The 13,683-nt window shown below is 48.3% G+C and carries 15 protein-coding genes; 13 read left to right on the top strand and 2 right to left on the bottom strand.

Going from position 1 to position 13,683, the window contains the following annotated elements; all coding sequences use genetic code 11:
- Window positions 1-109 precede the first annotated feature (109 nt).
- A complete protein-coding gene (gene mnmA, locus GRF59_RS17745) occupies window positions 110-1,246 on the bottom strand; it encodes a tRNA 2-thiouridine(34) synthase MnmA (RefSeq protein WP_160499009.1) in 1,137 nt (378 codons plus the stop codon).
- 259 nt (window positions 1,247-1,505) lie between these two features.
- Between mnmA and cymR the strand changes: the two genes are divergently transcribed.
- The 5 genes from cymR (at window position 1,506) to GRF59_RS17720 (ending at window position 5,227) form a co-directional block, all read left to right on the top strand.
- Window positions 1,506-1,925: a cysteine metabolism transcriptional regulator CymR gene (cymR, locus tag GRF59_RS17740; RefSeq protein ID WP_160499008.1), complete on the top strand. Its 420-nt coding sequence runs from the start codon at window positions 1,506-1,508 to the stop codon at window positions 1,923-1,925.
- Window positions 1,926-1,940: 15 nt separating this feature from the next.
- Window positions 1,941-3,092: a cysteine desulfurase family protein gene (locus tag GRF59_RS17735; protein WP_160499007.1), complete on the top strand. Its 1,152-nt coding sequence runs from the start codon at window positions 1,941-1,943 to the stop codon at window positions 3,090-3,092.
- Window positions 3,093-3,232: 140 nt separating this feature from the next.
- Window positions 3,233-3,754: a PRC-barrel domain-containing protein gene (locus GRF59_RS17730; protein ID WP_160499006.1), complete on the top strand. Its 522-nt coding sequence runs from the start codon at window positions 3,233-3,235 to the stop codon at window positions 3,752-3,754.
- Between the two features lie 13 nt (window positions 3,755-3,767).
- On the top strand, window positions 3,768-3,974 hold the full coding sequence (locus GRF59_RS17725; protein WP_136606700.1) for a hypothetical protein: 207 nt from the start codon (window positions 3,768-3,770) through the stop codon (window positions 3,972-3,974).
- Window positions 3,975-4,168: 194 nt separating this feature from the next.
- Window positions 4,169-5,227 carry an AI-2E family transporter gene (locus GRF59_RS17720; protein ID WP_423802965.1) on the top strand — a complete coding sequence of 353 codons (1,059 nt, stop codon included), beginning with the start codon at window positions 4,169-4,171 and terminating at the stop codon, window positions 5,225-5,227.
- Between the two features lie 371 nt (window positions 5,228-5,598).
- Here the strand turns inward: GRF59_RS17720 and GRF59_RS30025 are convergent, their stop codons facing one another.
- Entirely contained in the window at window positions 5,599-5,721 is a 123-nt protein-coding gene (locus GRF59_RS30025; RefSeq protein WP_272914999.1) for a hypothetical protein, read from the bottom strand.
- A 61-nt stretch (window positions 5,722-5,782) separates the two neighbouring features.
- Between GRF59_RS30025 and alaS the strand changes: the two genes are divergently transcribed.
- From alaS to GRF59_RS17680, 8 genes are all read left to right on the top strand, one after another.
- Window positions 5,783-8,404, top strand: a complete 2,622-nt coding sequence (gene alaS / locus GRF59_RS17715; protein WP_160499004.1) for an alanine--tRNA ligase — start codon at window positions 5,783-5,785, stop codon at window positions 8,402-8,404.
- A gap of 229 nt (window positions 8,405-8,633) precedes the next feature.
- The gene (locus GRF59_RS17710; RefSeq protein ID WP_127601893.1) at window positions 8,634-8,894 is read left to right on the top strand and encodes an IreB family regulatory phosphoprotein; all 261 of its coding nucleotides are present in this window, start codon (window positions 8,634-8,636) and stop codon (window positions 8,892-8,894) included.
- Between the two features lie 9 nt (window positions 8,895-8,903).
- Window positions 8,904-9,320 carry a Holliday junction resolvase RuvX gene (gene ruvX, locus GRF59_RS17705; protein ID WP_160499003.1) on the top strand — a complete coding sequence of 139 codons (417 nt, stop codon included), beginning with the start codon at window positions 8,904-8,906 and terminating at the stop codon, window positions 9,318-9,320.
- A 12-nt stretch (window positions 9,321-9,332) separates the two neighbouring features.
- Window positions 9,333-9,641 (top strand): DUF1292 domain-containing protein, encoded by a 309-nt coding sequence (locus tag GRF59_RS17700; protein WP_160499002.1) that lies wholly within the window; start codon window positions 9,333-9,335, stop codon window positions 9,639-9,641.
- A complete protein-coding gene (locus GRF59_RS17695; protein WP_202128720.1) occupies window positions 9,634-9,942 on the top strand; it encodes a DUF1292 domain-containing protein in 309 nt (102 codons plus the stop codon). Before GRF59_RS17700 ends, GRF59_RS17695 begins: the two co-directional genes overlap by 8 nt.
- Before the next feature lie 106 nt (window positions 9,943-10,048).
- The gene (gene mltG, locus GRF59_RS17690) at window positions 10,049-11,095 is read left to right on the top strand and encodes an endolytic transglycosylase MltG (protein ID WP_202128719.1); all 1,047 of its coding nucleotides are present in this window, start codon (window positions 10,049-10,051) and stop codon (window positions 11,093-11,095) included.
- Between the two features lie 12 nt (window positions 11,096-11,107).
- Window positions 11,108-12,040 (top strand): peptidase U32 family protein, encoded by a 933-nt coding sequence (locus GRF59_RS17685; protein WP_160499001.1) that lies wholly within the window; start codon window positions 11,108-11,110, stop codon window positions 12,038-12,040.
- A gap of 101 nt (window positions 12,041-12,141) precedes the next feature.
- On the top strand, window positions 12,142-13,458 hold the full coding sequence (locus GRF59_RS17680) for a peptidase U32 family protein (RefSeq protein ID WP_423802962.1): 1,317 nt from the start codon (window positions 12,142-12,144) through the stop codon (window positions 13,456-13,458).
- Window positions 13,459-13,683: the final 225 nt, after the last annotated feature.

The raw sequence follows: 13,683 nt of genomic DNA, 5'->3' as shown, positions 1-13,683 counted from the left end.
AAATATTCGAATTAACGAGCAGGATTCCACCTGTGTCGTAGAGAATCTTTTGCACAGACGAAAAAAGCCACTGCCGCAGATATGCTGGGCAATGGCTTGCGTCTGTGCTTTATTTTTTTTGCAGGGCGGGCAGCTTGTAAGGGATTTTCTCCACTTTATCGATCGTACCGCCGCCAAGGCAGAGATCATCCGAGTAGAATACGACGGCCTGTCCAGGCGTGACCGCCTTCTGCTGCTCTGCAAATTGGACGTGGACGGTTCCATTCTCGAGCCATTCCAAGGTGACCTGTTGATCTGGCTGCCGGTAGCGGAATTTGGCAGTGCAGTTGAAAGGTTCTTTGGGCACATTCCCTTCGCCTGCAATCCAGTTCACGCCTGTGGCAATCAGTCCTGTCGAATACAGGCTTGGATGCTTGTCTCCCTGCACGACATACAAAATGTTCTGTTCCAAATCTTTATCGGCCACGAACCAAGGTTCGCCGTTACCGGAACCACCGATACCCAGACCTTGGCGCTGGCCGAGCGTGTAATACATCAAGCCATCATGACGGCCTTTGATCTCGCCGGTAGCAATATCCACCATATTCCCGGACTTCGCAGGAAGATACTGGCTGAGGAATTCCTTGAAATTGCGTTCACCGATGAAGCAGACGCCGGTGCTGTCCTTTTTCTTGGCCGTATACAAGCCTGCAGCTTCCGCAATGCGGCGTACTTCAGGTTTGGGGAGATGGCCGATCGGGAACATGGCCTTCGAAAGCTGCTCCTGGTTGAGCGCATTCAGGAAGTAGGTTTGATCTTTGTTACCATCAACGCCGCGAAGGAGTTTATAGACTCCGTCTTCTTCCACGACACGTGCGTAATGACCTGTGGCTACATACTCAGCGCCTAGATCGAGCGCTTTATTCAGAAATTCGCCAAACTTGATTTCACGGTTGCACATGACATCAGGATTCGGAGTGCGACCCGACTTATATTCATCCAGGAAATAGGAAAATACTTTATCGAAATATTCCTTTTCGAAGTTGACCGTGTAATAGGGAATATCTATCTGTTCGCAAACGCGGCGCACATCCTCCGCATCCTGCTCGGCGGTGCAAACCCCGAATTCGTCGGTGTCATCCCAATTTTTCATGAAAATGCCGATGACATCATAACCCTGCTCCTTGAGCAGGAGGGCGGTAACCGAGGAATCAACGCCGCCGGACATGCCGACGACTACGCGCGTATTTTGATTGTTGTTTGACAAGAGTAATCACCATTTCTATTTGAAATTGTGCCCATGATCGTATTTTAACACAACCTGAACCGGATCACACCAGAAAAGCTTTGTCCGCGGTAGATGAACATTTTGCAGTTTTGTCATTGTTTATTTACCAAAAAGCTGGCGGATATGTTAACATAAGCAAAGGGTTATGATCGGAATACGCAGATATAGCTTGAGGTACAGATCTGCAAATGGATCCGGACATATAGAAAAACATGAACAATTGAAAGAGGTGCCACCTTTGAAAATATCAACAAAAGGGCGTTATGGCCTGACTATAATGATGGAACTTGCGGCAAAATACGGCGAAGGTCCCATCTCACTCAAAAGCATCGCAGAGAAAAACCAGTTATCTGAACACTATTTGGAGCAGTTGATCGCGCCGCTCCGGAATGCGGGACTTGTAAAAAGCATCCGCGGTGCATACGGCGGCTATATTCTTTCCCGTGAAGCCGGTGAAATTACCGCTGGAGATGTCATCCGCGTTCTCGAGGGACCGATCTCTCCAGTCGATTTTACGGAAGAGGACGATCCAGCCAAGCGTAATTTGTGGCTTCGCATCCGTGACGGCATTGCGACTGTACTGGATTCGACCACGCTGCTTGATTTAATTTCCTATCAAGAACAAGATGCAAAAGACAACTACATGTTTTACATTTAAAAAGGAGATGCAATAATGAATTCCATTTATTTGGATCATGCGGCATCCACACCCGTACATCCAGAAGTAGCTCAAGAAATGATGAACGTGATGACAGGGCAGTACGGCAATGCGTCCAGTGTTCATGCTTTCGGACGTTCCGCCAAGCGTACGGTGAGCAGAGCACGAGACCTTATCGCGAATTCTCTGGGCTGTCAATCCGACGAACTGGTCTTTACCGGCGGCGGAACGGAAAGCGATAATCTTGCCTTGTTTGGCGCTTTATCCGCAATGGAAGGCTCCGGCAAGCATATCATTACTTCATCGATCGAGCATCATGCGGTACTGCATGCCTGCGAAGAGCTAGAGAAGCAGGGATACCGCGTCACCTATTTACCTGTGGATTCCACGGGTAGGGTACGGATCGGGGATGTGGAGAATGCCCTGACGGAAGATACCGTGCTAATCAGCATCATGTATGCCAATAATGAAGTCGGAACCGTCCAGCCAATCGCGGAAATCGGGGAGCTTGCGAGAAGTCGCGGGATTCTTTTTCACGTCGATGCCGTGCAGGCCTTGGGAGCAATTCCGATATCCTGCCGTGATTTGCCGGTTGATCTCATGAGCTTTTCCGCCCATAAAATCAATGGTCCCCAGGGAGTCGGTGCACTATATGTCCGCCGCGGAGTGCATCTTGTACCCAGACTGCATGGAGGACTGCAGGAGAAAAAACGCCGCGCTGGAACTGAAAATATGGCGGGGATTGCCGGTTTCGGCAAGGCCGCCGAGATTGCGACTGCCCATTTGGAGGAACGCAGAGAACATGATCTGATGCTCAGGCATACGTTTATCCGCATGCTGGAACAAGAACTTGGACAAAACTCGTTTATCATCAACGGAAATCCCTCTGAATTTTTACCTCACATTCTGAATATCAGCTTCCCGGACACAGACACGGAGACTCTCTTAATGAACCTGGATATGGAAGGCATCGCGGCAGCCAGCGGCTCGGCGTGCACCTCGGGTTCTCTTGAAGTGTCCCATGTACTTCAGGCTATGAAACTTCCACAAAATGTTTTACGCTCCGCGATTCGTTTTAGCTTTGGTTTGGGTAATACTACTGAAGATATGGAATACACCGCCCAAAAAATTGCAACTATTCTGCGTCGTTTACGTAATAGAAGTTAAGGATTCTCTATGTATGGACAAGGAGGGAAGGAAGTATTCCATACCATCCGGAAATCGAAGGTTGATGCCCCCGGGGCATCAGTCCCGCGCAGGCGGGATTCCTTTGTTTCAATCTGAATAGGATAGGTGGGATCCTCGCCATGAAGTTCCAAGAATTGATCGGACTTGCCGTATTTGATGTGGAGGAAGGCAAGGAGATCGGCAAAATCAGCGATGTTTTGATCAGCGTAGACTGGAAAATTCAAGCCTTGGAGCTAGAAGGCAAAGGATTCTTCAACAGTTCGGCCAAGTCGGTATCCTGGGAGGATATTATGGCTTACGGCGAAGATGCTGTGATGATTCGTAATCAACAGGCTGTTCGAAAGACGGGGGCCGACGACATACAATACACGTATATTCTGGGTAAAAATAAATTAAAGGACTTGAATGTATTGACGGAGGATGGCGTCTTGCTAGGGAAAGTTACGGATGTTTATTTTGACCAGGAAATGGGAAATACAATATTAGGCCTGGAAATCAGCGACGGCTTCGTCTCGGATTTGATGGAAGGCCGCAAATGGCTGCCGCTTACACAGGACATGTCCATCGGAAAAAATGCGATTATGGTCCCTCCCATGAGCGAAGAGCGCTTGGAGAAAACCATTCATTCTGTTAACGGATAGGTGATAAAAGAATATGAGATGTCCCAACTGCAATTCCAAAGATATCGGTAAAATCGGTTCCCACCAGTTTTATTGCTGGGGATGCTTTATCGAACTGACGGTGAACGGAGAAAAAATGTCCGTATACCAAGTAGAGGAAGATGGAACGCTCAGTTCGCTGGATGATCTGTTTTTTGAAGAAATCCCTCAGGATTTCCCGCAGATTCATGCATCCAACTGAAAGTGAACTTATGAACATGCTTTTCGGTTAAAAAAAGAAACCCATCACTAGCGCCCGCTTGCGGCGCACGTTAGTGATGGGTTTCTTTTGGCATGATGACCGTTTTCGTCCTGGACTTGAGGTTAATTTTTTCCTTTCGTACATATAATAACGTGTACAGCAAGTCCGAAAGGAGGAAGAACGCTTTGGAGAAGATGACCGGGAACAAATGGTTCCGTCTCTTAATATGGTTTATTCTAGGTCTTATTGCGCTCTATTTCATATGGCAGCTGCGCCCCATGTTCATGAATATATATCATTTTCTCAAAGCGATTCTGGCCCCGTTTATCGTGGCGATGATCATCTCGTATGTGCTGAATCCCGTCGTTTCCATGCTGGCTGATCGAAAGATGCCGCGGGGAATCGCGGTGCTGCTGATCTACGCCGTGTTTCTGACCTGTCTCGCGGTCATCCTCATCAATATGATTCCTATGCTGCTGGAGCAGATGGAGGAACTCAACGAGCATATGCCGGAGATGACCATGCATGCCCAAAGCCTCATGACGAGACTGGATCAGAAACTGCTGCCCGATGGGGTGATGGCCGGCGTAGATCAGTGGTTTTTGCAGTGGGAAGACAGGCTCGCGAAAGGAATTTCCGATTTTATCGATAACATCGGCACGACGATTAACGTCGTTTTGAATCTTTTCATCATTCCTTTTCTCATTTTCTATATTCTGAAGGACTTTGACGTCTTTGAGAGGGCTATTGTTTCTTACCTGCCACGGTCCCGGAGAAAAGCGACGGTCAGTCTCCTCAAGGAAATCGATCTTGCTCTTGGGAATTACGTCCGGGGGCAGTTTCTGGTTTGTTTAATTATTGGCGTTCTGGCTTATATAGGCTATATGCTGATCGGTATGCAATATGCGCTGCTGATGGCGAGCATTGTTGCGGTGTTTAATATCGTTCCGTATCTGGGTCCGTTTCTGGGAGCGGCACCGGCGGTGGTTATGGCATCGACCATATCCTGGAAAATGGTGCTGCTCGTCATCGTCGTCAACTGGGTCTGCCAGTTGCTTGAGAGTAATGTGATCTCTCCGCAGGTGGTCGGCAAAAAGCTTCATCTGCATCCGATGGTGATCATCTTTGCGCTTCTGGTTGGCGGTGAGCTCGCGGGCATCGTTGGTTTGATTCTGGCGGTACCGTTTTTCGCGGTGCTCAAAGTGCTCCTTCAGCATCTATTCACTTATTATGTGAAGCGTAAAACCGTCTAAGTGTCTCATTGACATTCAATTGCCGCGCCGATATACTTGTTTACATATGAGCAAAATGGACAAAACGGCGATGAAATAGAGTACGGCAGGAAAGCTTCATGTGACAGAGAACGGATTCCTTCGCGTTTAATCGTGTTGGCTGCAAGAATCCGCATGACGGCACTGACCGGAAAGCTGATTTCGGAGTGCGGGCAAACCCCGCCGGCTGGCCCCGTTACAGGCTGTTACGAGGAGATCGCTCCTGAGTTGAAGCGGAAGGGCACGAAATGTGCTGGAATACTGCAGATACAACGAGCGATAACCAGGGTGGTACCGCGATGATATGATCGTCCCTGAAATATTTCAGGGGCGTTTTTATGTTGTTTTTTGGCTCAAAACAGAAATAAGTTCTTGACCGTGTGCAAGGTGGCCGCTGCGGTTACGGATCGTTCTTCCGATCGCTGCCGCTTCTTCCGATCGATTCCGTCTCCTTCGCTACCTTTGCTTTTTGTCAAACAATGTTTATGATGTTGAGCCGTTTTTTGGAAACTAATTTGAAGCTGGAGGCTGAAAATCATGAAAGCAAGTGAAATCCGTTCCAAATGGTTGGAATTTTTCGCAAGTAAAGGACACAAAATCGAACCGAGCGCTCCGCTCGTTCCGCACAATGACCCATCGCTGCTGTGGATTAATGCCGGGATGGCGCCGCTTAAACCTTATTTTGACGGGCGGATCAGCCCGGAGAATCCGCGACTGACCAACTCGCAAAAATGTATCCGTACCAACGACATCGAAAATGTGGGTAAAACCCGCCGTCACCATACGTTTTTTGAAATGCTCGGCAACTTCTCCATTGGGGATTACTTCAAAGAAGAAGCCATTACTTGGGCTTGGGAGTTTCTCACGGGGAAAGAATGGATCGGCTTCGATCCGGAGCGTCTGTCTGTAACGGTATATCCGGAAGATGAGGAAGCTTTCAAACTATGGAATGAAAAAATCGGGCTGCCGGCTGAACGTATCGTGAAGCTGGAGGACAACTTCTGGGATATCGGCGAAGGCCCATGTGGTCCATGTACCGAAATTTTCTATGACCGCGGAGATGCCTACGGCGATCTGTCCGATCCTGAAATGTTCCCAGGCGGGGAAAACGAACGCTTCCTGGAAGTGTGGAACCTTGTATTCTCCCAATTCAACCATAATAAAGACGGCTCTTATACGCCGCTACCGAACAAAAATATTGATACTGGTGCAGGCTTGGAGCGCTTTGCTTCCATTTTGCAAAACGTCGATTCGAACTTTGACACGGATTTGTTCCAGCCGATCATCCAGCAAACAGCGAAGCTTGCCGGCGTGAACTATAACGATAGCGTGGAGAAGGATGTGGCGCTTAAGGTCATTGCCGATCATGCCCGCACAGTAGCTTTTGCCGTTGCGGACGGTGTGCTGCCTTCCAATGAAGGACGCGGTTATGTCATCCGCCGCTTGCTGCGCCGTGCCGTTCGTTACGGAAAAGTATTGGGTCTGGACCGTCCGTTCCTCCATACGCTTACGGAAACCGTTGGCGATATTATGGGCGTGTATTACCCAGAAGTTGTCGAGAAACGCGAGTTCATCGAGAAAGTCATTCGTACAGAGGAAGAACGATTCCATGAGACGCTTTCCGAAGGTCTTGCCATCCTGGAAGACATCAGCAAGAAAGCACTGGAGCACAGCAGCAAAATGATCAGTGGCTCCGATGCCTTTAAACTGTACGACACTTATGGATTCCCGCTGGATTTGACCGAAGACTATGCCATGGAGCACGGACTAACCGTGGACCGTGAAGGCTTCGATGCTTCCATGCAGGAACAGCGTGACCGTGCGCGTGCAGCACGCCAGGATAACGGCGGCATGAAAGTGCAGGGCGGCGTGCTCTCCGACTACACGGTTAAAAGTGAGTTTGTTGGATATAATGACACCGTAATCGAATCGAAAATTTTGGCTATTATTGTGGAAGATGCCATGGTCGACACGGCCGGTGAAGGACAATCCTGTCAGGTTATCCTGGATGCAACTCCTTTTTACGCCGAAAGCGGCGGCCAAGTCAGTGACCAAGGACTTCTGCGCGGCGGCAGCGTAACCGCAAAAGTCGAAGGCCTCTATAAGGCTCCGCATGGTCAGCATGTGCACGTGGTGACGGTAGAAGCAGGTGAACTGAAGGTTGGCGATACGGTGAAAGCCGAGGTGGATCAGGCCAAACGCCGCGATATCGTCAAGAATCACACCGCAACCCACCTCTTGCATAAGGCACTTAAACAAGTGCTGGGCGAGCATGTCAATCAGGCCGGTTCTTTGGTAGAGCCGCAGCGCCTGCGTTTCGACTTTTCGCATTTTGGCAGCATTACGCCGGAAGAGCTTACTGATATCGAACAACGCGTCAACGAACAGATTTGGAACGGTATCCATGTTAATATTGAGCTCAAACCGATTGAGGAAGCCAAGTCGATGGGCGCCATGGCTCTCTTCGGTGAAAAATACGGTGATATCGTGCGTGTAGTTCAAGTAGGGGATTACAGTCTGGAGCTTTGCGGCGGCTGTCATGTCAACAATACGTCGGAAATCGGTATTTTCAAGCTTGTGAGCGAGAGCGGCATTGGTTCCGGCGTCCGTCGTATCGAAGCCGTTACCGGACGTTCTGCATACCAATACATCGAAGGCCAACTGGATCTCCTGAAACAGTCGGCAGAACTCTTGAAATCCAATTTGAATGATGTGCCGAAACGAATCGAAACGGTGCATGCTCAAATGAAGGAGCTTGGACGCGAGAACGAATCGCTGCAAAGCAAGCTGAGCATGATTGAGGCTGGGCAGCTGACCGATCAAGTGAAAACTGTTGGCGGTAAGGAACTCCTCGCAGTTCGTGTCAGCGTTGGCAGCATGGATGGACTACGTACCCTGGCAGATGAGCTGAAGAACAAGCTTCCATCCGCAGTGCTGGTTCTCGGTGCAGCGATTGAAGATAAAGTCAACTTCGTCGTATCCGTGCCTCAGGAACTGATCAAGTCGGGTCTTCATGCAGGCAAGCTGGTAAAAGAGATCGCTTCTGTATGCGGCGGTGGCGGTGGCGGCCGTCCAGACATGGCACAGGCAGGCGCCAAAGACGCAAGCAAGCTGGATGATGCCTTGAAGCTGGCCGAAGAGCTTGTAGCTCAGTCCTAAAATAAATTAATAAAGGATTTTGCAAGCAACCGGATGACGGTCTTGCAAAATCCTTTTGATTAAAAATGAATGGAATGGCATATAATTTCGAATAAATTTCGTTTTATTTGTCCTTGGAGTTTCCTTACTGCGGGATGAGTATGTTATATTATAAGAAGATATGAAGCCTTACGAATCAATTCGTCAAAGGTGCCTTAGGCATCCTTTTGAAGAAGCGAGGTGTCACAAAATGGACTCCATGGATAAGACGATGAAGTTTAATGTTAAGGGCGATGAGAAGGAAGCATCCTCCAAGGATATTCTTCTTACGGTGTATGACGCTTTGGTTGAAAAGGAATACAATCCGATTAACCAGATTGTCGGCTATCTCCTCTCCGGAGACCCGGCGTATATCCCGCGTCATAACAATGCCAGAAGCCTGGTCAGAAAAAAAGAGCGTGATGAGTTGATTGAAGAGCTGGTCCGGTTCTACTTAGCCAATCACCGATAGGAGAGCTTTATGAGAATCATGGGATTGGACTACGGCGACCGCAAAATTGGTGTTGCCGTCAGTGATTTATTCGGATGGACTGCCCAGGGGCTTGAAGTTGTTGAGCGCCGTCGCGATGGTTCTGAGATGCAGCGTATTGCGGATTTGGTCCGGGAGTACGAGGTGGAACAGATCGTCGTCGGCCTGCCCAAGAACATGAACGGCAGCATCGGTCCCCGTGGTGAAATCTGTATTGATTTCGCTGACAAGCTTAAAGAAATGCTGGAATTACCCGTCCACCTGTGGGATGAACGGCTGACAACCGTGTCTGCCGAGCGGACGCTGATAGAGGCTGACGTCAGCCGGAAGAAGCGAAAGCAAGTTGTGGATAAAATGGCTGCAAGCTTGATTTTGCAAAATTATTTGGACTCAAAGACTAAAGGGTGAGGGTGATAACAGATGACCAATGAGCGTAACTATTTTGAGGAAGAACCGGATATTATTTATATTCCAGATGACGAAGGCAACGAGGAAGAATTCGAAGTCATCATGAAGTTCGAGGTCGATGGATCGGACTCCAAGTACATGATGGTAGTTCCGCTGGAAGCAGGGGACGATGATTCCGACGAGGTTTACGCTTTCCGTTATGAAGAAGACGGGGACGATCTTAAGCTTTACATGATTGAGGATGACGCAGAGTGGCAGATCGTGGAGGAAACCTTCAACACGCTGGTCGCTGAACTTGATGGAGGTAATGATCATGAATGATTTTTCTGCAGACCAGGCTGTATGGACTTCCGTACTTAAGGAAGCGTTCGGCCCGACTGTAGAGCTGGAGGATGAAGACGGTTCCACGGAAGTCTATGATCTTTCAGCGGAATTTGAAGTGGGTGGCCAAACCTATGCGGTGCTGCAAAGCCCGGATGAAAAAGACGGAGAATACAATATTCTGAAAGTCGTTAAGGCTGCTGACGGAAATTTGGAACTGGTTACCATCGATGATGACGATGAATGGGAAAACATCACCGAGCTCTATGACGAAATGACGTTTCCTGACATCCAGGAATAATTGACGGATTTACAGCTTCTTAAGGGCAGACAAAAAATTTCAAAATGAATAAACCTTAGAGGGCGGTGCAGACCGTCCTTTTTGGTTGTGAAGGGTTGGATTTTTCTTGAAAGCTGTCAAAGTTGTGATTGTTATACTTGTCATTCTCCTGCTTGGAGCAGGGGGAGGAGCGTATTACATATGGAATGGCCTGCAGCCTGTCAAGGCTGCGGACAAGCCCGTTAAATTTACCATTGAATCAGGTATGGGTACTTCGAAAATTGCAGGGGTACTGCATCAAAACGGTTTGATCAAAAATGAGACGGTTTTCAAAGGGTATCTGAAATGGAAGAATGAAGGTTCCCATTTTCAAGCTGGCGTATATGAAGCGAAGCCTGGAGCAACCTTTGATGAACTGATCGCCAAGTTGAACAGCGGGGAAGTGGTGAAGGAGGCCATGACCCGAATTACGATTCCGGAAGGCTATACCATTGAGCAAATTGCCAAGAAGGTCAGTGAAGCAACAGGGACTGCAGCAGATGAATTCCTGAAGATTGCAGATCACCCGGGGAATGAAGCCATAGCGGCTTTTAAAAATGTCCCCCAAAATGGCGATTTGAAGCATGCGGCAGAGGGATATTTATTCCCGGACACGTATGAGTTCAAAAAAGGAACAAATGACAGTGACATTTTTCATAGAATGATGGAACAAATGCAAAGTAAAATTGACAGTATTCCTGATTTGCAGCAGAAGCTGAAGGACCGGGACATCACACTGCACGAGCTTCTGACCATTGCTTCCCTGATTGAGCGCGAGGTCGTGGTAGATGAGGAGCGGCCTTTGGTCGCTGGAGTCATTTATAACCGCCTGGATAAAAAAATGAAGCTGGAAATCGATGCTACGGTGCAGTATGCGCTCGCTGAACCGAAGGAACGGCTGCTTTATAAAGACCTCAAAGTCGAAAGCCCATATAACACCTATTTGCATGACGGGCTCCCTCCCGGACCCATTTGCAGCCCAAGCCTTGCCTCCATCGAAGCGGCGTTAAGTCCTAAAGCATCCGAGTATTTGTATTATGTCACCAAGAAGGATGGTTCACATGAGCATCTGTTTGCCAAAACGTATCAAGAGCATTTGAAAAACATTAAGAAGAGCAATAGCACGACGAAATAAATGAGGTGCCGTATGACGAAACAACATGAGCTTATGGTTACAGCCGGCTCATTGCAGGAATGTTCTGCATACATGGATGCGGGAGCAAGCGAGCTGCTGATTGGTGATGCACGATTTGGACTTCGATTGCCCGGGCATTTTTCGGAAAAAGATATTCGTGAGGCTGTGCGCATGGGACAGGCTCGCAGCGTTAAAGTGATTCTGAGCCTGACCAATATCATGACCAATGAAATGCTAAGAATGCTGCCGGATTACATTTTGTTTTTGCGTGACGCCGGCGTGAATGCGGTGGAGTATTGCGATCCTTCCGTTCTTGCAGCGGTAAAGACCTATGCTCCTTCTATTAAGCTGCACTGGAATGCGGAGATGATGTCGACCAACTATGCCACAGCGAATTATTGGGGGCGCAAAGGGGCATCGCGCATTGCCGCTGCGAAAGAACTCAGCATGGACGAGATCCTGGAGCTCAAGGCGCACTTGGAGATCGAATCTCAGATTCAGGTGCATGGCATGACGAATATATACCATTCCAAGCGTAGAATGGTTGAAAGTTATATGGTTCACCAGGGGCGACCGGTCAAGGGAGGCAATCTGGGCAGGGAACGCGGTCTGTTCCTTGTAGAGGCGGACCGGGCTCAGGAGAAGTATCCGATCTTCGAAGATGAGAATGGCACCCATATCATGAGTTCGGATGACATCTGTATTCTTGAAGATCTCCATGTGCTGATGAAGGCCGGAATCGACAGCTTTAAAATTGATGGGTTTATGAAATCGCCAACCTATAACGCCGTGGTCATCAATGCCTATCGGACGGCGATGGATGCATATGAGGCAGATCCCGCCAGTTATCGTTTCCGCGAGGAGTGGCTGGATCCGATTCGTGAGCTTCAAGATCCGGAACGGGAGCTCACCTTCGGATTCTTTTATAAGGAACAAGTCTACTAAAATAAATTGAATCAAAGAAAAGATTAACTTTCTCCTGTTGTAACAACATGGGGTCCAGGAGCTGCAGAATAAACTTATATAGAAAGGAAGGTGTCCCCATCGTGGAGAACATCCTTTCCAAGCCCCAATACCTTGGGAAAAGAGTCCGGCTCGAAAAGCCGGAGCTGCTGGCACCTGCCGGTAACCTGGAAAAACTTAAATTCGCCATTCATTACGGAGCGGATGCCGTATATATTGGTGGACAAAAATACGGCTTGCGATCGAATGCGGACAATTTTACATTCGAGGAAATGCGCGAAGGCGTGGAATTTGCGAAAAAGTACGGTGCCAAGGTATTTGTGGCGACGAATATTTATGTGCACAATGAAGATATTGAGGGCATTGAAACCTATTTGCGCAGCTTATACGAAGCCGGCATCACGGCCATTATTGCCGCTGACCCGGCCATTATCGAAGTAGCGCAGCAGACCGTTCCATTGCTCGAGGTACACCTCAGTACGCAGCAGTCCACGTTAAACTGGCAAGCGGTTAAATTCTGGAAGGATGAAGGACTTCCTCGCGTGGTTCTTGGCAGGGAAGCGAGTCTGGAAGAAATCGCGGAGATTAAAAATAAGGTCGAGATTGAAATCGAAGCCTTTATTCATGGTGCGATGTGCTCATCCATCTCAGGCCGCTGCGTGCTCTCCAATCATTTCACAGACCGCGATTCCAATCGTGGCGGATGCTGCCAATCCTGCCGCTGGAAGTATGATCTTTTCGAAGATGGCAGGGGTAGCGAGGGAAATCATGCCGAGGCGGGTCAACCCGAGGCCCTCTTACCTGGAATTACGCAGCTTCCGCTTTTTGAAGAAGAAGACAGCGCGTTTACCATGGGATCCAAAGATTTATGTATGCTGGAGCATATCCCGGATTTAATCGAAGTGGGCATCGACAGCTTTAAAATTGAAGGACGGATGAAGTCCATTCATTATGTGGCAACGGTCGTTAATGTGTATCGTCAGGCCATTGACGCGTATTTTGAGGATCCGGAGCATTATGTTCTTAAGCCAGAATGGTTGGATGAGCTACATAAAGCGGCTAACCGTCCGCTGAATACGGGCTTTTTCTATGATACTCCCGATCACGAGGATCATATCTATGAGCCGGAAAATAAGGCTGCGCCATATGATTTTGCCGGACTAGTGCTTGAGTATGATGAATCTACTCGCATCGCTGTTATTCAGCAGCGCAATTATTTCAAAATAGGGCAGGAGATCGAGTTTTTCGGCCCGAAGGGTACCTTCTTTAAGCAGCGGATAACTGAAATGTGGGATGAGGAAGGTCAGCTTATCGAAACGGCAAGGCATCCATTACAGCAGATTCACATGAAAGTGGATCAGCCGGTTAGCTACTTCGACATGATGCGCAAAAAACATTAGACTCCATCTGACAGGCGAATCCCTTGTGAATCCCTTTTCCTAAGCCGCTGGACTCTCAGAGTCCAGTGGTTTTTAGCACTAAGGACGTATGAATCATACATATTAGGAAAATAGTTATAATTAATTTTGAAAAAAACCAAAGGATAATGGTGGAAAATGTCGAAGAATAAAGTAGGGGATTGCTTACATATTACGTGAAGCAAGAATTTAATGCGGTAGGTGAGG

The sequence above is a fragment of the Paenibacillus dendrobii genome (assembly GCF_009807035.1).
GTDB classification, from domain to species: domain Bacteria; phylum Bacillota; class Bacilli; order Paenibacillales; family Paenibacillaceae; genus Paenibacillus_AQ; species Paenibacillus_AQ dendrobii.
This window is presented reverse-complemented; position numbering and strand designations above follow the sequence as displayed.